The sequence below is a fragment of the Thermoflexus hugenholtzii JAD2 genome, assembly GCF_900187885.1.
Taxonomy (GTDB): domain Bacteria; phylum Chloroflexota; class Anaerolineae; order Thermoflexales; family Thermoflexaceae; genus Thermoflexus; species Thermoflexus hugenholtzii.
The window spans coordinates 75,674-94,313 of sequence record NZ_FYEK01000003.1 but is presented as its reverse complement, the minus strand read 5'-3'; the positions used below and the strand labels follow the sequence as shown (position 1 = coordinate 94,313).

The window sequence follows — 18,640 nt, the reverse complement described above, 5'->3', positions numbered from 1 at the left end:
GTTTCAATCCCACGCTGGTTCGATTGAGGCCCGGCCGCGCCTCAGTCCACTGAGGACCCCGAGGCGGGTTTCAATCCCACGCTGGTTCGATTGAGGCTGCAGGCGCACCATCTCGATGTGCTTGCACGTCCCGAGTTTCAATCCCACGCTGGTTCGATTGAGGCGCCGCGGCCGCCCAGCAGGCGGCCGCCTATGGCGCGGTTTCAATCCCACGCTGGTTCGATTGAGGCGCGCCCTGGCCCCCATCATCGCCAGGTCCCTTGGGGGGGTTTCAATCCCACGCTGGTTCGATTGAGGCGACCTTGGGTGCGGCATTTGCCTGATCATCAATCAATGTTTCAATCCCACGCTGGTTCGATTGAGGCCCGCGCCTTGGGTCCTTCTCGCATCTGCGCCGATGTCGGTTTCAATCCCACGCTGGTTCGATTGAGGCGTTGGACGGCCTCGAGGGCCTCCGAGAAAAGGTGCGGTTTCAATCCCACGCTGGTTCGATTGAGGCGGGGAGTAAGCCCGGCCGGGGAGGCCGGGCTAAATCTGTTTCAATCCCACGCTGGTTCGATTGAGGCCCGCTTTTGCGGCCTTAGGAGATGCTCTCGAGGCCGTAGTTTCAATCCCACGCTGGTTCGATTGAGGCCGATGGCTTTCGAATTGCCCTCCTCTCTTGGAGCAGAGTTTCAATCCCACGCTGGTTCGATTGAGGCAGATCACGAAGTTGATGGCGTCTTGGATGTGTATGAGGTTTCAATCCCACGCTGGTTCGATTGAGGCGTGGAGTTCAAGCCAGATGGGCCGTGGTCCTACAGTGGTTTCAATCCCACGCTGGTTCGATTGAGGCCTGGGGTCCGCATTTACCAGTTTCGATCGCTTCATGTTGTTTCAATCCCACGCTGGTTCGATTGAGGCTTTCGTCGATGGCGCGAACGGCCAGGCCATCCTGAAGGGTTTCAATCCCACGCTGGTTCGATTGAGGCCCGCCTTCCGGGAGCGCCGGCGGCGGCGCTCCCCTTCGGTTTCAATCCCACGCTGGTTCGATTGAGGCGAAGACCGCCATTGTGGCTGACACTCCAGCGATTCTTGTTTCAATCCCACGCTGGTTCGATTGAGGCAAAAAGGGAGGCGAAAAGATGGATGAAATCACTTTTAGTTTCAATCCCACGCTGGTTCGATTGAGGCGTGTTTACGTTGCAGTATAAGAGTAATAAACCGTATGGTTTCAATCCCACGCTGGTTCGATTGAGGCTTTGGATCTCAACCCGGGATTTCAAATGCGCTTAGCCGTTTCAATCCCACGCTGGTTCGATTGAGGCGCCACACCGGTGCTTCGAAGGCCGCAATGCGTCCATCGTTTCAATCCCACGCTGGTTCGATTGAGGCCGCACGGCGAATCCTCCTCCGTCACTCTGGAAAATCTAGTTTCAATCCCACGCTGGTTCGATTGAGGCGGATCGGGACGGCCATATGGCCACGCGGGGTAGCGATGTTTCAATCCCACGCTGGTTCGATTGAGGCCTCCCGGCTTCCAACAACTCTGGGCCTGGCTGCTCTACGGTTTCAATCCCACGCTGGTTCGATTGAGGCGATGACCTCGTCTGAGATGTACTCCGCCTCATCCACAAGTTTCAATCCCACGCTGGTTCGATTGAGGCGGCTATGGCTATCATGGCGACGAAAGCCCTGGCGGCAGTTTCAATCCCACGCTGGTTCGATTGAGGCTGGTTCGTCATGACCCTCGAGGAGGCCGCCCGCCGCCGTTTCAATCCCACGCTGGTTCGATTGAGGCCCTGCGATTTCAGGTGGTGAGAGAGAGAAGAGAGAGAGAGCTACCCTTTCCTGCATCCGGTTCGCCATGAATATAACACAGGACGCGTTGGTTGTCAAGGGGTTCGGGTTCCTCCATGCGCCAGAGGACGAAGGGGGGTCCGCGGAAGCCTTTTCCAGAAAAGGCCTTCTTGTTCCTCTGAAAGGATCGCTTCGGCCACAAATAAATGTATCCTATTCCGGATATAGGGAGAAAAGGTCAATTCCAAGAGTTCATTTTATAAGCCTTCCGCGGACCCCCGGTGGCCGGATTTCCCATGGAGGTCCGCGGAAGGTTTCTGCGCTCAGTGAACGCAAGGTCAGCTCTCAGGTCCTCGGAGCGAGCTGGGAGAAGGATGGGGTGGCGAAGGACAGGCCCCGCTCTCGCAGGCTGGTATACCGGCCCCGCCCAATGATTAAATGGTCCAGCACCCGGATCCCCAGCAGCTGTCCGGCCGCGATCAAATCTCGCGTCAGCGCGACATCCTCCGGGGACGGCTCCGGATCTCCGGAGGGGTGATTGTGGGCCACGATCATGGAGACCGCGTTGCGCCGGATGGCCTCCCGAAACACCTCCGCCGGCCGCACGAGGGTGGTGTTCACGTTCCCTACATAGATTGTCGGGATCGCCACCACCCGCCCCCGGGTGTCCAGCAAGATGGTCCGTAGGGTTTCCTGCTCCAGGTCCGCCATGTCCGCCAGCAACATATAAGCCTCACGCGCGGAGCGAACGAGAGGGCGCTCCTCCGGAGCGGCGGCGGCGACGCGCCGGCCCAGCTCCAGCGCAGCCTGGATCTGGGCGGCCTTCACCAGGCCAACCCCCGGGATCCGGGCCAGCTCATGGGCTGGGATCCGCCCCAGCCCGCTCAATCCCTCGCAGTGCTGCAGGATGCGATGGGCCAGCTGCAGGGCGTTCTCCCCGCGCCGTCCGGTGCGCAGCAGGATCGCCAGCAGTTCCGCCGCGGATAGCGCAGCCGGACCGTGTTGCAGCAGCCGCTCCCGGGGTCGTTCCTCCTCCGGCAGATCCTTGATGGTGAGCCATAGGGCGCCGTTTTCTTCCATCCAGTGCTCCCCCCTCTATAAAAATGATAGCCATGGAGGTGGAGGTCACCAGTGGTGAGATAGGAGCGCAGTGGTGTTCTGGACCTATCTCACTGGCGTTTTCAGGCCGCTTCCGGTCAACATCAGGACCACCACCCGGTCGGTGTCTTGAACCGCACGGGGCCAAGCAGCCATGGCCAGGGCCCCGGTGGGTTCCACGAACAAGCCTTGATGGGCCAGCGCGGTCTGGGCCGCTCGGATCTCCTCCTCGGCCACCGTGAAAATATTTCCTCCGGTGATCCGGGCGGCTTGCAAGATCTCCCGACCTCGAGGCGGCGAGGCGATGCGCACGCCTTCCGCGATGGTTTCCCCTTCCACCACGGGGACCGGATCCTCGGCTCCGGCGGCGAAGGCGCGGGCCAGCGGAGCGCAGGCCTCGGCCTGGACGCCGTAGAGCCGGGGGAGGCGCTCGATGTAGCCGGCAGCCTGGAGGGCCTCGAACCCGAGGAAGAGCCCCAGGAAGAGCATCCCGTGCCCGAGGGGAGCGATCACTGCGTCAGGGCCGCGCCCGAGCTGTTCCCAGATCTCCCACGCCGCCGTGGCCAATCCCATGAGGATGAAGGGGTTGTAAACGTGGCTGGCGTAGATGCCGCCTTCCTTCAGCGTTTCCATTAACGCGGCGGTGGCCTGGGCCCGGGGGCCGGGGACTTCTACCAATCGGGCGCCCATGCGTTGCATCTGGGCCTTCTTGGCCGGTGCAGCGTGGGCCGGGACGAAGAGGGTGGCCCGGATCCCAGCCCGGGCGGCGTAGGCAGCCAGGGAGGCCCCGGCGTTGCCGGAGGAATCATCCATCACTTCGTCCACGCCCTGCGCGAGCAGGGCGCTCAGGCCGGCCGCGGTCCCCCGATCCTTGTAGGACCCGGTGGGCATCAGGTAATCCAGCTTGGCCCACAGCCGGGGATCCGCCCGGTGCAGTGGGATCAAAGGGGTCCACCCTTCCCCCAGGCTGATGGGGCGTAGCGCGGAGGGCCACAGGTCCGCGTAGCGCCAGATCCCGGGCCGATGAGGCTGGATGGCCCGGTGGTCGAAGAGGAGCGGGCGGATGGGCTCCCATGGACCTCCGCATGGGCAGCGCCAGACGGATGGATCATAAGAAGCGGTGCGGTGACAGCGAGCGCATCGGATGTCCATGGGATCCCCCTACCCTTCCAGCACGATGCGGCGGAATCCTTCGGCCAGGATCTCTTTGCCGTCTACCTCGCGGCGCAGTCGTTCCCGCAGGCGCCGCTCCAGCGCGGCGGGATCCGGGATCTGGCTGGCGTGGCAGCGCAGGGCGGCGAGCTTCTGATCGAAGACCTCCGTGATGTCCACCCAGTGGTTGGCGCGTTCGGTGGTGGAGAGATACACCTCTCGCACCCGGTGGGGCTCCAGGCCTTCCCGGAGCAGCTCCGGGAAATACATCGGGTTCCCGGCTGCGGGGAAGATGGCGTCCAGGGTGGCCAGTCCGATGGCCCGGTGATCGTTGTGGTTGATGTAGCGGTCCCCTCGGATGAGGGTCTCCGGGTCCATGGTCACCACGATCTCCGGCCGGTAGCGGCGGATCACCCGCACAATGTCGCGGCGCAGGGAGAGGTTCGGCTCCAGCATGCCGTCCATGTAGTCCAGGAAGAGGACCTCGCGCACGCCGAGGAGGGCGGCGGCCTGTCGTTGCTCGGCCTCCCGGATGGCGGCCAGGCGTTCTGGGGTCATCGTGGGATCCTGACTGCCTTTGTCGCCCCGGGTGGCCAGGCAATAAATCACCTCGTGTCCTTCCTGGGTCCAGCGGGCGATGGTCCCGCCGGCGGCGAATTCGGGATCATCGGGATGTGCCATCACCACCAGGATGCGCATAGGGGTCCCTCCTCCGAAATGAATCTCGGTTTACGGTTTGGCGTGAAGCACGCCCTCGGTGCGCACCGTGTAATCCGGCGGGCACTGATAGATCTCCCGGAAGATGCGCTCGATCTCCTGGGCGATGGCCTCCGGGTCGCCCGGGCTGAAGGGTTTGAAGGGGTTTTGCTCGCGCAGGCGGGGCGGAAGGATCCAGCCCATCCCGCGCAATCGCTCCTGGGCGGCCCGGGGGAGCGGGCGGGCCCGCCGTCGGGGCCCCCAGTCCCCGCTGCAGACTTCCCCGCGGAGGCCCTCGGGCGTTCGCTCGAGCTGCACATAGGCCAGCGGGCGGCCGGGGATCTCGAACACCACCGCGCTGCCCGGCGGGGCCTCCATGAGTGCCCGCAGCTGTTCCCGGAACATTTGGATTCGCGTTTCCGGCGTTGAGGCTTTCATCGCGGGCAGGCATCTCCGATGGGATGGGGAGCCTCACCGAGGCTCCAGGTGGGCGGAGACTCAGGCGGGCTGGAGAGGTGGATCCTCCGCCTGGGTGATGGGTTGGGGCTCTTGGCTCAGCGAGCGCGCCAGGGTGCGGGAGAGGTCCTCCAGCTCTTCCCGATGGAAGCCGATCAGGATCCGCTGGATCTGGCCGCCGGGCGAGATCAGGAAGAGGGTCGGCACGTGGGTGAGCCGGTAGGACCGGGAGGTCTGGAAATCCCGGTCTGCGATGAGGGGGAAGGAGATCTGGAATTTCCGCGCCATCTCCTGAAGGGTTTCAGGGGGATCCTGTCCGATCCCCAGCAGCCGCCAGTGATCGGTGCGGTACGCCTGGTGGAGGCGTTCCAGGGCGGGCAGGATCCGTCGGGAGGCGGCACACGATTCTTTGAAGAAGGCGAGAAGCAGGATGTGGCGAACCCCCTGGGGGTCCTCCAGGTAGGGCTCGCCGTTTCGGGTGGTTCCGAAGATCAGCGGCGCGGGATCTCCGATTTGCAGCGCGGTCATGGTTTCTCCCCTCCTGTTAGGAAATTATGCACCCGGAGGGCGGGATCAGGTCCAGTTTCGGGGCATGGGCAATTTCTTGCCCGGGTTCATGATGCCGTGAGGATCGAACAGCGCTTTAAGGGCCCAGAATTTCTCGAGGATGGCGGGGGGAAAGGCGTGGGGGACGAAATCCAGTTTGAGCGTGCCGATCCCGTGCTCGCCGGAGAGTACGCCACCCAGGGCGAGGGCGGCCTCGAAGATCGCGGCGGCCGCCCGGGCGACGCGGGCCATCTCCTCCGGGTTGCGTCGATCGCACAGGAGGGTGGGATGGAGGTTGCCGTCGCCGATGTGGCCGTAGAGGGCGATGGGGATCCCGGTCTCCTGGGAGATCTCCCGGATGCGGCGGGCCATGGCGGGGATCCGGCTGCGGGGAACGGTGATGTCCTCGCTGAGCTTGTGGGGGGCCAGCCGGGCCAGGGCGGGGGATACGTGGCGGCGGATCTCCCAGAGCTCCTCGGTGTGGAGGGCGTCTCCTGTGTCGAGGGCGGTGCGGAGCAGTTGTCCCCCATGGCTTTGCATCAGCGAGGTCATCCGCTGGAGGTTGGCCTCCACGGCGGCGGGCTCTCCGTCCGCAGCAAGCAGCAGGAGGGCTTCTGCGTGGATGGGGAGCCCGGAGGGGTGGAAGGACTCCACGGCCCGCATGGTGATCTGGTCCATGAATTCCACCATCAAGGGGAGGATCCCGCTGGAGAGGAGGGCGACGGTGGCCTCGCATGCGGCTTCGAGGCGTTCGAAGGCGATGGCCAGGGCGCCGCGGGCGGGTGGCCTGGGGAGGAGGCGCAGGGTGATCTCCGTGATCACACCCAGCGTGCCTTCGGAGCCGATGAAGAGCTGCTTGAGATCGTAGCCGGAGACATCTTTCATCACCCGTCCGCCTAGGCGGAGCACTTCCCCGCCCGGAAGAACAACTTCTAGACCTAGAACGTAATCCCGCGTGACGCCGTATTTCAGGCAGCGGGGCCCCCCGGCGTTGGTGGCTACGTTGCCGCCGATGGTGCACATCTCCAGCGAGGCAGGATCCGGGGGATAAAACAGGCCGTGGGCTTCAGCGGCCTGCTGGAGGGCTCGCGTGATCACCCCGGGCTGGACGACGGCGACGCCGTCGGCGGGGTCAAGGGCCAAGATACGGTTCATCCGGACGAGGTTGAGGCAGATGCCTCCTTGCGGCACCGCTCCGCCGGCCAGCCCCGTTCCCCCACCCCGGGGAACCACGGGGATTCGTAGCTCGTTGGCTATGCGAAGGACGTGGGCGACGTCGGCCGTCGATTCCGCGTGAACCACCACGTCCGGCATCCCCTCCGCCCACGTCGCATCATACCCATACACCAGCCGCCCTACCACATCCGTCTCTACCTGATCCGGCCGCAACCCCTCCCGCAACCGCCTCACCACCCTTTCCCAATCCATCCGCTTCCCCCTCACTCCACCCTCCCGGGCATATGTCTATGCGAAATCGCGGCGTCGGCCGTGTTCTTCATACTTTATCGCCACATCCCCTACAATACAACCCTGACCATCCTCTCCCGGAGGAAACCCATGGGCCACTTCCGCTCGACCGAAGAACTCTACGCCCTCCTCGACGCCCTCTTCCACCGCCTGCGCGCCATCCCCGAAATCCGTCAGGCCCTCACCACCAGCCCCATGATCGTCCGCTTCCGCTTCCACAACCCCACCGGCGAGGTCACCATCGACCTGCGCCAGGATCCCCCCCCAATGGACCTTCGGCCCCAGCGATCTCCCCGCCGACGTGGAGATGATCCAGTCCGCCGACACGGCCCATCGCTTCTGGATGGGCCGCCTGAACGTCCCCCAGGCCATCGCCACCCGCCAGATCATCGCCCGGGGGAATATCCCGAAAGCCCTCCGCCTCCTCCCCGCCCTGCGACCCGCCTTCCAGATCTACCCCCAGGTGCTGCAAGAACTGGGGATGTCCCATCTTCTGGAAGAGCCCTCCCCTGCCCCACGGAGGCGCCTCCCACGACTCCGCCTCTCCGTCCTATGGCGTCGCCCTCCCCACATCCTCCTCCCTCCGCCTCTGCTGTGGCCGATCCCCCTGGTTGATGCCGAAACCGTGGAGCCCACGCCGCCGCCTCCCCGCCCCCATCCCTTACCGGAGGACCCCATCGCCCTTCGCCGCGAGATGCTCCAACGCATGATGCTCATCCGCGCCTTCGAGGAGACCCTGGCCACGGAGTTCGCCCGCGGGACCATCCCCGCGGAAACCATCCATCTCTCCACCGGCCAGGAAGCCGTCGCCGTGGGCGTGGCCTTCGCCCTCCGGCCGACGGACTGGATGACCACCACCCATCGCGGCCACGGTCATATGCTCGCCAAGGGCGCCGACCTCGACGGGATGATGGCGGAGATCTTCGGCAAGGCAGAAGGGCTGTGCAAGGGGAAGGGCGGCTCCATGCACGTCACCGACGCCGGGATCGGCGCCCTGGGCGCCAACGGCATCGTCGGTGCCTCCCTGGTCATCGGGGCCGGCGCCGCCCTGGCGGCGAAGCTGCGCGGCGAGGACCGGGTGGTCGTCGCCTTCTGCGGGGATGGAGCCACGAACCAGGGGATGTTCCACGAAGCCTTAAACTTCGCCGCCATCTTCCAGCTCCCCCTCATCGTGGTCATCGAGAACAACCAGTATGCGGAGTTCACCCCCCTGGCCCGGCACACCCGGGTGACCCGCCTCGCGGATCGCGCCGCCGCCTATGGGATCCCCGGGGTGCACGTGGACGGCAACGACGTTTGGGCCGTGTATGAAGCGACCCGGGAGGCCGCGGCCCGGGCCCGCCGGGGGGAAGGGCCCACCCTGATCGAGGCCCTCACCTACCGCTGGCGCGGCCACAGCGAAGGGGAAGGGGCTGTCTATCGCCCGGCCGCGGAGGTCGAGGCCTGGAAAGCCCGGGATCCCATCCGCCGCTGGCGGGAACGCCTCGAGGCGGAAGGGGTGTTGACCCCATCGGAAGCCCAGGCCATCGAAGCCGAGGCCTGGCGACGGGTTCAGGAGGCGGCGGAGCGGGCCCAACGCGGGACGGAACCCTCTCTCGAGGCCCTCACGGAGGATCTTTACGCCCCGGAGCCCGCGTGGCTTTACGGGCAGGGCCCGAGGATCCTCCGGCCCAGCGGGAGGACCCGGGAATGCTCCACCGCCGAGGCGTTGCGCGAAGCGCTGGCGGAGGAAATGGCCCGGGATCCCCGCGTGTTCCTGCTCGGGGAAGACGTCACCACCGGCGGCTACTTCGGCGTCACCGCCGGGCTGGGCGAGGAGTTCCCCGGTCGGGTGCTGGACACGCCCATCAGCGAGAGCGCCATCGTCGGCGCCGCCGTCGGGGCGGCTATGGCCGGCATGCGCCCGGTGGCCGAGATCGAGTTCGCCGATTTCCTTACCTGCGCCATGGACGGGCTGGTCAACCAGGCCGCCAAGATCCGATATATGTCCGGCGGCCAATACGCCCTCCCCCTGGTGGTTCGCACCCCGGCCGGGGGAGGCATCGGCATGGCCGCCCAGCACTCCCAAAGCCTGGAGCCGCTGCTCACCGGCATCCCGGGATTGATCGTCGTCGCCCCCGGGACCCCGGCGGACGCCAAGGGCTTGCTCAAGGCGGCGATCCGCAGCAACAACCCCGTGGTGTTCTTCGAGAACAAGCTCCTCTACGCCGAAGTGGGACCGGTGCCGGAGGGGGAGTGGATCGTGCCCCTGGGGGTGGCCGAGGTCAAGCGGCCGGGACGCGACGTCACCGTGGTGAGCATCGGGGCCGTCCTCTCCCGCGTCCTGGAGGCCGCGGCGGAGCTGGCCCGCGAGGGGATTGAAGCGGAGGTCGTGGATGTGCGCACGCTCGTCCCCCTGGATCTGCGGACGATTCTGGCCTCCGTGGCGCGGACGCGGCGGCTGGTGGTGGTGGAGGACGCGCCCCTCACCCACGGCTTCGGGGCCGAGGTGGTCGCCCGGGTCAGCGAAGCGGCCTGGGGCCTCCTGCGGGCGGCGCCGCGCCGGGTAGCCGGGCAGGACGTCCCCATCCCTTACAACCGGAAGCTGGAGCGCCTCGCCCTTCCCGACGCCCCGCGCATCGCTGAGGCGGTTCGGGAGATGCTGCGCTGAGGAAAGCCCGGAGCGCCGATGGGAATCCGATCTTGACAGATCCATCCGGGCAGGTTACAGTCTGGATCAGAAACCGCAGGGCGACGTGGGGAGTCCGCGGGCAAGCGGGCTGAGAGGGCGCCCTGCCGGAGGTCATCCGGCCCCGGCGCCGACCCATCGAACCTGATCCGGGTCATACCGGCGGAGGGATCGTCGTCCCCGTTCCCCCCATCTCACCTGGGCTCGTTCCCTCCCCCGGTGACTTCCCCGGATCCGACCCGCCCATGCGAAAGGATCAACCCCACGAGGAGGTGCGGTGTCTCTGGACCTGCGGGTTTATCTGGTCCTGGATCCCGCGCACACCGGTGGGCGCTCCCCGTTAGAGGTCGCCGAGGCCGCCCTGCGGGGAGGCGTCACGGTGGTGCAGCTGCGGTGGAAGGTCGGGCCGCTGCGGGAGATGCTGCGCTGGGGAGCTGCCCTGCGGGAGCTCTGTCGGCGATATCGTGTTCCCTTGTTGATCAACGATCGGGCGGACGTGGCCCTGGCCCTGGAGGCGGATGGCGTGCATGTGGGACAGGAGGATCTCCCGCCGGAGGTGGCGCGGCGTCTGCTGGGCCCCCGGGCCCTCATCGGCGTCTCCGCCCGCACCCCGGAGCAGGCGCAGGCGGCAGAGGCCGCGGGCGCGGATTACCTGGGGACGGGCTCGGTCTTCCCCACCGGCTCGAAGGAGGGCGCCCGGCTCATCGGCCTGGAGGGGCTGCGGACGGTGGCCCGGGCCACCCGGCTCCCCGTGGTGGCCATCGGCGGGGTGAACGCGGAGAACGCCGCGGCGTGCATTCAGGCGGGGGCGGCGGGCGTGGCCGTGATCTCGGCCATCACCCAGGCCCCGGATCCGGAGGCGGCGGCTCGAGCGCTGCGCCGGGCGGTCGACGAAGCCCTCGCCGCCCGGCGCCTGGAGGGATGAACGCGAACCCCAGTCGTTGGACCTCGAGAAGGCATCGTGTCCATCATGCGTGGAACACCTTATCAGGAGGTGGACGATGAAGCCCTTGCCGCGCGCGCTGACCATCGCCGGCTCGGACTCCGGCGGCGGAGCGGGGATCCAGGCGGATCTGAAGACCTTCGGGGCGCTGGGAGTTTATGGCATGAGCGTCCTCACCGCCCTCACCGCCCAGAACACCCGGGGGGTTCAGGCGGTCTTCGAGCTCCCGCCGGACTTCGTGGCCGCCCAGATCGATTCGGTGCTGGGGGACATCGGGGCCGACGCGGTGAAGACGGGGATGCTGGCCAACGCCGCCATCATCGAGGTGGTGGCGGAGAAGATGCGGGAATACCGCGTGGAGCGCTTGGTGGTGGATCCGGTGATGCGGGCCAAGAGCGGGGATCCCCTCCTGCGCCCGGAAGCCCAGGAGGCATTGATCCGCCGGCTGTTCCCGCTGGCCATGGTGGTCACCCCGAACCTTCATGAAGCGCGGGCCCTGGTGGGGCGGGAGCTGCGGAGCCGGGAGGACATGCGGGAGGCGGCGCGGATCATCCACGGAATGGGGCCGCGCTGGGTGGTGGTGAAAGGTGGTCATCTCGAGGGGGATGATCGCAGCGTGGACGTTGTGTTCGACGGGCGGGATTTCTACGAGCTGGACGCCCCGCGGGTGGACACGGTGAACACCCATGGGACGGGGTGCACCTTCGCCTCCGCCATCGCCGCGGGGCTGGCGAAGGGCCTTGCGCCCCTGGAGGCCATCCGTCAGGCCAAGGAATATCTCACCGCCGTGCTTCAGGCCTCGCGGGCCTTCAAGCTGGGCGGGGGCGCCTACGGTCCCATGGATCACTTCGCGCTGGGGAAGGCGGAGGCCCCGGCGCGAGCGGCATCCGGTTGAGGGCCAGGGCTTTCTGGCTTTCTGAACGCAGAAGAGCGGAGGGCGCGGGCTCGACCCCTGATCCGCCTCTTGGGTTGGCCGCACGCTCAGCGGAGCATGCGCTCGGCGGCCAAGCCGAGGAGGCCGACGAGGGCAGTGAGGGCGGAGAGGCGGGCCAGGGTCCGCAGCCCCTGCCCGCGCAGGCCGCCCAGCCAGGCCATGGGGACGTGGAACAGCAAGCTGGCCATCGAGGCCAGCACCACCCCCATCCCGGCCATCTCGATCCCGATCCTTCCCTGCCCGGCCAGGGTGGCCACTGCCGCCGTCGTCGAGGCGCTGCTCACCAGCCCGCCCAGGAAGGCCACCACCAGGAAGCCGCCCGTCCCCAACCATCGCTCCGCCAGCACCACCGCGCCCCGCAGCACCAGATACAGGGCTCCGAACAGCAGGGCTTGTCGCAGCGAAAAGGGGAAGGCGAGCCGGATCTCCGGCGCTGCCGTCCCACGGCCCTGTCGCATCGCCCGGAACACCAGCCACCCGGTCACCGACACCATCCCTCCTACCGCCAGCCACCCGTGCCCCAGCGCCGCCGGCGCGAAGATGGCCAGGATCAACCCGTTTCGGGCCATCATCGCCACGTTCGCCAGCAGCATCCCTTCCAGGGCCACTGCCTCCGCGCCCCCTCCCTGTCCCCCGCACCGCCGCGCCAGCTCCCCCACCGCCGCCGTGCTGTTCACCAGACCTCCGAGCAGCCCGGTGAAATGGATCCCTCGCGCCCCATACAGCCGCAACAGGGCATAGTTCACCAGCCCGATTCCGGAAAGGACCACCACCACCAGCCACGCGCCCCGCAGGTTCACCACCCCCAGGGGATCCCAATTCCCCGGCAGCCCCTCGGGCAGCAAGGGATAGATCACCACGGTCAGCAACCCGAACAGCACGATGGAGCGCAGCTCCTCCAGCGACAACCCCACCGTGAACCGCACCAGCTCCGCCTTCCAGGCCAGCAGCATCGTCACCAGCACCGCCGTCGCCGCCGCCACCAGCCCCTGCCCCTGAGCCACCACCATCCCCAGCAGCAGCGTCACCAGCAGCGCCACCGACGTCGTCATCTCCAGCGTCCGGTCCACCAGCAGGCTCCGGATGTTCAGCAGGCTGACCATGGCGATGGCTCCCCCCAGCAGCAGGAACGCCGCCACCGGATGGATCAGCCATCCGAGGCATCCGGCCAGGGCCACCAGCGCGAAGGTCCGCAGCCCCACGTCTTTGTGGGCCCATTCCCGTTCCAGCCCGATCAACAACCCGATCCCCAGGGCGATCCCCACCGGCTCCAGCCACATTCGATACCCTTCCATCTCCTCCCCTCCGCCTCTTCGCGATCGGCACGAAGGGAAACGGACAGAGCCTCCGGGGGTATGGAACACAGGCTGGGCGGCCCCCCCGGCAACCGCCCAGCCCACAAGACCGTTCAGAGATCAGAGAGCAGACGTTAACCGGGATGCCCCGATCAGGTCAGGTGAGCGCCACCGGTCACGTCCAGCACGGCCCCTGTGATGAAGTCGGCCTCCGGCAGGCACAGGAGCAGCACCGCGTTGGCCACGTCCTGGGGCTCCTCGATGCGGCCCAGCGGGGTCTTGCTGACATACTCCGCTCGCACGGCCTCCGGGTCCATGCCCCGCAGCTTTCCCTCCCAGACGATCTCCCGCTCCTGCATGGAGGTGCGCACGAAGCCCGGGCAGATCAGGTTGACTTTGATATTATACTTGCCGACCTCGACGGCCAGGCTGAGGCCGAATCCGATCACCGCCCATTTGGAGGCCGCGTAGTGGGCCAGCAGGGGGACGGCCCGATGGCCGGCCATGGAGGCGGTGATGATGATCCGTCCGCCGCCCTGGCGGATCATATGGGGGATGGCGGCTTGACAGGTGAAGAACACGCCCTTGGTGTTCACGTTGAAGTTGTAGTCCCATTCCTCCTCGGTGAGGTCTTTGGCCCAGTTCATCGTGGAGACCCCGGCGTTCGGGCAGACGATGTCCAGACGGCCCCACTTGGCCACCACGGCATCCATCACGGCTACGTTGTCGGCTTTGCGGGTCACATCCAGCCGCCACGCTTCGGCCACCCCGCCGGCCCCTCGGATCTCCTCCGCCACCTGGCGGGCCCACTCCTCGTTGATGTCCGTCACCGCCACGTAGGCCCCCTCCCGGGCCAGGGTCCGGGCGATGGCCGCCCCGATCCCTGTCCCAGCTCCCGTCACCACCGCGACCTGTCCATCCAGGCGTCCCATGGTAAACCTCCTCAGATTCGGAATGTCACAGCTTGCTTTTCGAGAGTCTCAGAGAGAAGCCCCGGCAGATTGTCCGAGCGAAACCGCCCGGGGGAAGAGCGGCTTCAGGGTCTCATAGAGCTGGCGGTAGAGGCGATAAGCTTCCTGATAGCGGGTATGGGCTTTCGGATCGGGCTCATTTTGGAGGGCCTGGCCGGCGAAGGCCTCAATCTCCGCCCAGTCGCGGAAGAGGCCCACCGCCATCCCGGCTACGAAGGCGACCCCCAGGGCGGATCCGGGGTGCTCCGGGAAGGAGGTGATGGACATGCCCAGGACGTCGGCGGCGATCTGGCGCCAGAGGCCGCTGCGCACCCCGCCGTCGGTGGCCACCACCCGTCGGATGGTGTAACCGCGGGCGGTCAGGACCTCCACGTGATGCTGGAAGCCGTAGATGACCGCCTCCAGGATCGCCCGGAATAGATGGCCCCGGCCGTGGCTCAGGGTGAGGCCGAAGAAGATCCCCCGGGCCTGCGCGTCGAAGATGGGCGTCTTCTCCCCCAGGAAGTAGGGCAACACGATCAGCCCCTCCGAGGCCGGCGGCACGAGGGCGGCGGCTTGATCGAGCCGCCGATAGCTCTCTCCGGACGCCTCCCAGCCCAGCACTTCCGTGACGAACCACTTGACCAGGGAGCCGGAGGCGGCCATGCAACCGTTGAGGAGATAGCGCCCGGGGATGTCGTGGTAATCGATGTAAAGTTGAGGATGGGTCTCCAGGCGATCCAGACAATACAGGATGTCTCCGGCCCCGCCGAACTTGATCAGGAGGTCCCCGTTCTCCCGCAGGCCCGCGGCCAGGGCGGAGGCCACGTGGTCCGCGCTCCCCGCGATCACAGGGATGCCCGGAGCCAACCCGGTCTCCTCCGCTGCAGCAGGGGTTACTTCTCCCACCACCTCCGTGGGGAAGCGCACCGGCGGGAAGAGCTCCGGATGGAGGCCGCTGGCGCGGAGAAGGCCCTCATCCCACTCCTGCCGGTGGATGTTGAACAGACCGGACTCCACCGCCCAATTGATCTCCAGGGAGCGCTTTCCCGTCAGCCGGTAGACAATGTAATCGTACGATCCCATCACCCAGCGCGTCCGGCGCCACACCTCCGGTTCGTGGCGCTGGACCCACATCAAGCGCGGCCCGACATGCTGCTGGTTGGTGTAGCCGCCGGTGATAGCGAAGAGGCGCTCCTGATCGAGCTCCCGGCGCAGCTGCTCGATCTCCTCCACCGCCCGGGCGTCGTTCTGCTGGATCGAGGGGCGCAGCACCTGCCCCGCCTCGTCCAGGAGCACCAGGGCGGGGACCATTCCGCTGCACCCCACCGCAGCGATCTCCCGAGGGTCCCGCCCGTGGAGCAGCTGGCGGCAGACGGTCTGCACCCCCTGCCACCACTCGACGGGATCCTCCTCGGCCCATCCCGGATACGGCGAGCGCAGGTCATGGGAAGCCATCGCCTCCGCGACCCGCTCCCCTCCTGGACCGATCAGAAGCCCCTTTACCCCGGTCGTTCCGATATCGATCCCTAGCACCCAGCGTCCCATAAAGGCCTCCTTATTGAAGACAGGGCAGAACAAGGCTACATGGCTTAACCTTTGATGGCGCCACCTCCCAGCCCGCGGATCAGGAAACGTTGCACGAAAAACGAAGCCACCAGCACCGGCAGGGCGGCGGAGAGGATGGCCACAGACATCTTCCCGAGCTCCACCCCCCGGAAGGTCCAGTAGCCGGCGATGGCCACCGGGAGGGTTTTCGAATGGCCCCCGGCCAGCATCAGCGCGTAGAACATCTCGTTCCAGGACATGATGAAAGCGAAGAGCCCAGCGGCCCCCAGGCCCGGGCGGGCGGCCGGCAGCACCACCCGCAGGAACGCCTGCCAGCGGGTGCATCCGTCCACCATCGCCTGCTCCTCCAGGTCCCGGGGCACGTCCTCGAAGAAGCCGATGAGAAACCACGTGACCAGAGGGGCGATGAAGGTGAGGTGGGCCGCCGCCACCGCCCACACGGTGTCCAGCAAGCCGGTGTAATAGGCCATCAGGAAGAAGGGGATGATGAAAAGGGCCGGCGGCAGCATCTGGGCGGCCAGGATGAGAAAGCGCAACCACGTCCCTCCGGTGCGGAAGCGGGAGAACGCGTAGGCGGCGGGAGCTCCCACCAGCAGGGAGATCCCCACCGTGAGGACGCCCACCACGATGCTGTTCAGGAAATAGCGGGGGAAGGGAGAGCCGAGCCAGACCTCTGCCCAATTGGCGGCTGTAGGCGCGAAGCCCCACAATGAGGGTCGGTTCAGCTCCACAGGCGGCTTCAGGGAGGCCGCCAGCACCCAGAGGAAGGGAAAAAGGACCAAGAAGGCGCTGAGCCCCAGGAGGCTCAGGCGGAGCCCGATCCCCAGGTGCCGGCGGGTCAGAGCCCGTCGGGCAGGGAGCGCCATCGCCCAGGGACGGGTGACAGTGGTCATGCCCAGGCCTCCTGGCGGCGAAGGATGTAGAAGAGGACCACCACCAGGATCAGGATCACGGCGGCCAGAGTAAAGGCCATGGCCGCCGCCTCGCCCAGACGGAAATAGAGAAAGCCCACCCGGTAGATATGAAACAGGATGGTCTCCGTGCGTTCCCCTGGACCGCCACGGGTGATAGCGTAAACGTATTCGAAGACCCGGAAAGCATCCAACATCCGGATCAGCACCGCGGCCAGGATCACCGGCCGCAACAGGGGGAGGGTGAGATGGCGCAAGATCTGAAAGCCGGAGGCGCCGTCCACCCGGGCCGCCTCGAAGGGCTCCGTAGGGAGCGCCTCCAGCCCCGCCAGCAGGAACAGCGTCATCAGCGGCGTCCACTGCCACACATCGATGAGGATCAGGGAGAACAAAGCCAGGTCCGGGCCGAACCAGTCGATCTCCACGCCGATGGTGCGCATGGCCAGCGGGATGATGCCCAGCTGGGAGTTGAGGAGGAAACGGAACATCAACCCTACTGCGATCGGGGTGATGAACATGGGCATCAATACGATGGCCCGGAAGGCGTTCTGCCCGGGGACCGGCCGGTGCAACAGGAGGGCCAGGGCTAGGCCCAGCAGGAGCTCCAGGGTCACCGCCCCGCCGACGAAGATCAAGGTGTTCGTCATCGCGGTCCAATAGGAGGGGTTGTCCGCCAGCCCCTGATACTGGGCCAGCCCCACCCAGCGCACCTGGTCCAGGGCGGTCAGACGGTAATCGTGGAAGGAGATGTAAGCGGCGAAGACGATCGGGTAGCCCTGGACCAGGACCAGGAGCCCCAGGAGGGGCAGCAGCAACCGGCGCCCCAGGGCGCGATCCCGTTGACCCATGGACCTCCCTTCACTTCCCCAGGATCTTGCGAACCTGCGCGGCGGCGTCCTTGAGGGCCTGTTCCGCGGTCTTCTCCCCGGCCACGGCGGCGTTCAGCTCAGTGCCCACCACCTGGATGATCTCCTCCGCCTTGGGGCCCCGGGCCAGCGGCTCGGCGTCCTCAAGGATCTTCAGGACGGTCTCGTAGTAGGCCTGGCCGAACCCCTTCTGCCAGACCTCAGGATCTTTCATCGCGCTCACCCGCACCGGCGCGCCGCCCAGGATCACCCGTTGCTTCTCCATGCGCTTGGAGGTGAGCCAGGAGATGAAACGCCAGGAGGCGTCTTTGTTCGGCGCGTTGCGGGGGATGGCCCAGTGCCAGGCCCCGAGCACCGCCTTCCCGCCGGGGACCTCGTAGAGGGCGAACTTGCCGGCCAGGTCACCGGCGGGCCCTTGCGGGTTGTTCAGCGTGGGCAGCATCCAGTTGTAGCTCATCATCGTGGCGGCCTCCCCCGCCGCCATCGCCCGAAGGGCCTCGTCGAAGCCCCAGTTCAGGGAGTTGGGCGGCGCCGCTGTCTTATACATCTCGATGTAGAGCTCCAGAGCGCGCACCGCCTCGGGCCGGTCGATGATCACGTTGCCCTGCTCATCCAGCAAGTTGCCGCCTGCGGCATACAGCCAGTTCTTCCACTCCTCGAACACCTTGTAACCGCGCTGGGGCTGCATGGCCGCCCCGTAGATCTTCCCGCCGCTCTGCTCCTTGAAGAACTGGGCGATGCGCACGTAGTCCTCCAGGGTGGTCGGCGGGGCCAAGGGCTTCCCGTATTTCTTCTGATAGGCCTCCTGATAGGCAGGATCGTCGAAGAGATCCTGGCGTACGATCAGGCCCAAAGCGTAGTTGTAGAAGGGGATGCCGTAGACTTTGCCGCCCACCACCCCGATCTCCCGCACCGGGCCCACGAAGTCCTCGAAGTCGTAATCCGGGATGCCCCGGATCCGGTCGTCCAGGGGCTCCAGGAAGTTCCCGGCCACGAACTCATCCATCCAGGGGTTGTCCACGATGATCACGTCGTAGGTCGCCTTAGGGGCCATGAACGAGGCCAGGATCTTATCCCGCATGGCGTCGTAGGGCATCGCGTCGATGACCACCTTGATGCCGGGGTTCTCCTTCTCGAAGTCGGGGAGGAGCTTGCGGACCACATCGGTGTCCGGGACCTCCTCCATGATGATGGTGAGCGTGACGGGGGCCTGGGCAGCCGGGCGGCAGCCCACCAGCCAGGCGCTGAGCAAGGCGACCGCGATGAGCAGGCGTCCGATTCGGCAGCACATCGCTCACCTCCTTATGGGA

The 18,640-nt window shown here is 66.6% G+C and carries 15 protein-coding genes, 1 CRISPR repeat array and 1 riboswitch (1 of these 17 only partly in view); of the genes, 3 read left to right on the top strand and 12 right to left on the bottom strand.

The window, feature by feature from the left end; translation table 11 throughout:
• A CRISPR array of direct repeats spans positions 1–1,780; the repeat unit is 30 nt; unit sequence GTTTCAATCCCACGCTGGTTCGATTGAGGC (it extends 2,754 nt beyond the left edge of the window).
• A 344-nt stretch (positions 1,781–2,124) separates the two neighbouring features.
• The 6 genes from radC to CFB18_RS00960 all read right to left on the bottom strand — a co-directional run bounded on the left by radC (position 2,125) and on the right by CFB18_RS00960 (position 7,155).
• Positions 2,125–2,859 (bottom strand): RadC family protein, encoded by a 735-nt coding sequence (gene radC, locus CFB18_RS00985; RefSeq protein ID WP_088569946.1) that lies wholly within the window; start codon positions 2,857–2,859, stop codon positions 2,125–2,127.
• Between the two features lie 84 nt (positions 2,860–2,943).
• The gene (locus CFB18_RS00980) at positions 2,944–4,029 is read right to left on the bottom strand and encodes a pyridoxal-phosphate dependent enzyme (protein WP_088569945.1); all 1,086 of its coding nucleotides are present in this window, start codon (positions 4,027–4,029) and stop codon (positions 2,944–2,946) included.
• Between the two features lie 9 nt (positions 4,030–4,038).
• Positions 4,039–4,728, bottom strand: a complete 690-nt coding sequence (locus CFB18_RS00975; RefSeq protein ID WP_088569944.1) for a PIG-L deacetylase family protein — start codon at positions 4,726–4,728, stop codon at positions 4,039–4,041.
• A gap of 30 nt (positions 4,729–4,758) precedes the next feature.
• Entirely contained in the window at positions 4,759–5,130 is a 372-nt protein-coding gene (locus CFB18_RS00970) for a TY-Chap domain-containing protein (protein WP_088569943.1), read from the bottom strand.
• A gap of 93 nt (positions 5,131–5,223) precedes the next feature.
• Positions 5,224–5,709 carry a peroxiredoxin family protein gene (locus CFB18_RS00965; RefSeq protein WP_088569942.1) on the bottom strand — a complete coding sequence of 162 codons (486 nt, stop codon included), beginning with the start codon at positions 5,707–5,709 and terminating at the stop codon, positions 5,224–5,226.
• A gap of 45 nt (positions 5,710–5,754) precedes the next feature.
• The gene (locus CFB18_RS00960; protein WP_088569941.1) at positions 5,755–7,155 is read right to left on the bottom strand and encodes an FAD-binding oxidoreductase; all 1,401 of its coding nucleotides are present in this window, start codon (positions 7,153–7,155) and stop codon (positions 5,755–5,757) included.
• A gap of 346 nt (positions 7,156–7,501) precedes the next feature.
• Here CFB18_RS00960 and CFB18_RS00950 point away from each other — a divergent pair, with 346 nt between their 5' ends.
• From CFB18_RS00950 to thiD, 3 genes are all read left to right on the top strand, one after another.
• Positions 7,502–9,844: an alpha-ketoacid dehydrogenase subunit alpha/beta gene (locus tag CFB18_RS00950; protein ID WP_200808009.1), complete on the top strand. Its 2,343-nt coding sequence runs from the start codon at positions 7,502–7,504 to the stop codon at positions 9,842–9,844.
• Positions 9,845–9,920: 76 nt separating this feature from the next.
• Positions 9,921–10,051, top strand: a riboswitch (TPP riboswitch).
• Between the two features lie 88 nt (positions 10,052–10,139).
• Positions 10,140–10,787, top strand: coding sequence for a thiamine phosphate synthase (thiE, locus tag CFB18_RS00945; RefSeq protein WP_200808008.1), 648 nt, complete (start codon positions 10,140–10,142; stop codon positions 10,785–10,787).
• Positions 10,788–10,863: 76 nt separating this feature from the next.
• Positions 10,864–11,700, top strand: a complete 837-nt coding sequence (thiD, locus tag CFB18_RS00940; RefSeq protein ID WP_088569939.1) for a bifunctional hydroxymethylpyrimidine kinase/phosphomethylpyrimidine kinase — start codon at positions 10,864–10,866, stop codon at positions 11,698–11,700.
• Between the two features lie 86 nt (positions 11,701–11,786).
• Here the strand turns inward: thiD and CFB18_RS00935 are convergent, their stop codons facing one another.
• The 6 genes from CFB18_RS00935 to CFB18_RS00910 form a co-directional block, all read right to left on the bottom strand.
• The gene (locus tag CFB18_RS00935) at positions 11,787–13,034 is read right to left on the bottom strand and encodes an MgtC/SapB family protein (RefSeq protein ID WP_088569938.1); all 1,248 of its coding nucleotides are present in this window, start codon (positions 13,032–13,034) and stop codon (positions 11,787–11,789) included.
• Positions 13,035–13,186: 152 nt separating this feature from the next.
• Entirely contained in the window at positions 13,187–13,966 is a 780-nt protein-coding gene (locus CFB18_RS00930; RefSeq protein WP_088569937.1) for an SDR family NAD(P)-dependent oxidoreductase, read from the bottom strand.
• Between the two features lie 48 nt (positions 13,967–14,014).
• Positions 14,015–15,532: an FGGY-family carbohydrate kinase gene (locus CFB18_RS00925; protein WP_088569936.1), complete on the bottom strand. Its 1,518-nt coding sequence runs from the start codon at positions 15,530–15,532 to the stop codon at positions 14,015–14,017.
• 44 nt (positions 15,533–15,576) lie between these two features.
• Positions 15,577–16,419 (bottom strand): carbohydrate ABC transporter permease, encoded by an 843-nt coding sequence (locus CFB18_RS00920; RefSeq protein ID WP_088570184.1) that lies wholly within the window; start codon positions 16,417–16,419, stop codon positions 15,577–15,579.
• Between the two features lie 23 nt (positions 16,420–16,442).
• Positions 16,443–17,312, bottom strand: coding sequence for a carbohydrate ABC transporter permease (locus tag CFB18_RS00915; protein WP_088569935.1), 870 nt, complete (start codon positions 17,310–17,312; stop codon positions 16,443–16,445).
• Between the two features lie 10 nt (positions 17,313–17,322).
• Positions 17,323–18,621 (bottom strand): ABC transporter substrate-binding protein, encoded by a 1,299-nt coding sequence (locus tag CFB18_RS00910; RefSeq protein WP_088569934.1) that lies wholly within the window; start codon positions 18,619–18,621, stop codon positions 17,323–17,325.
• Between the last annotated feature and the right edge of the window lie 19 nt (positions 18,622–18,640).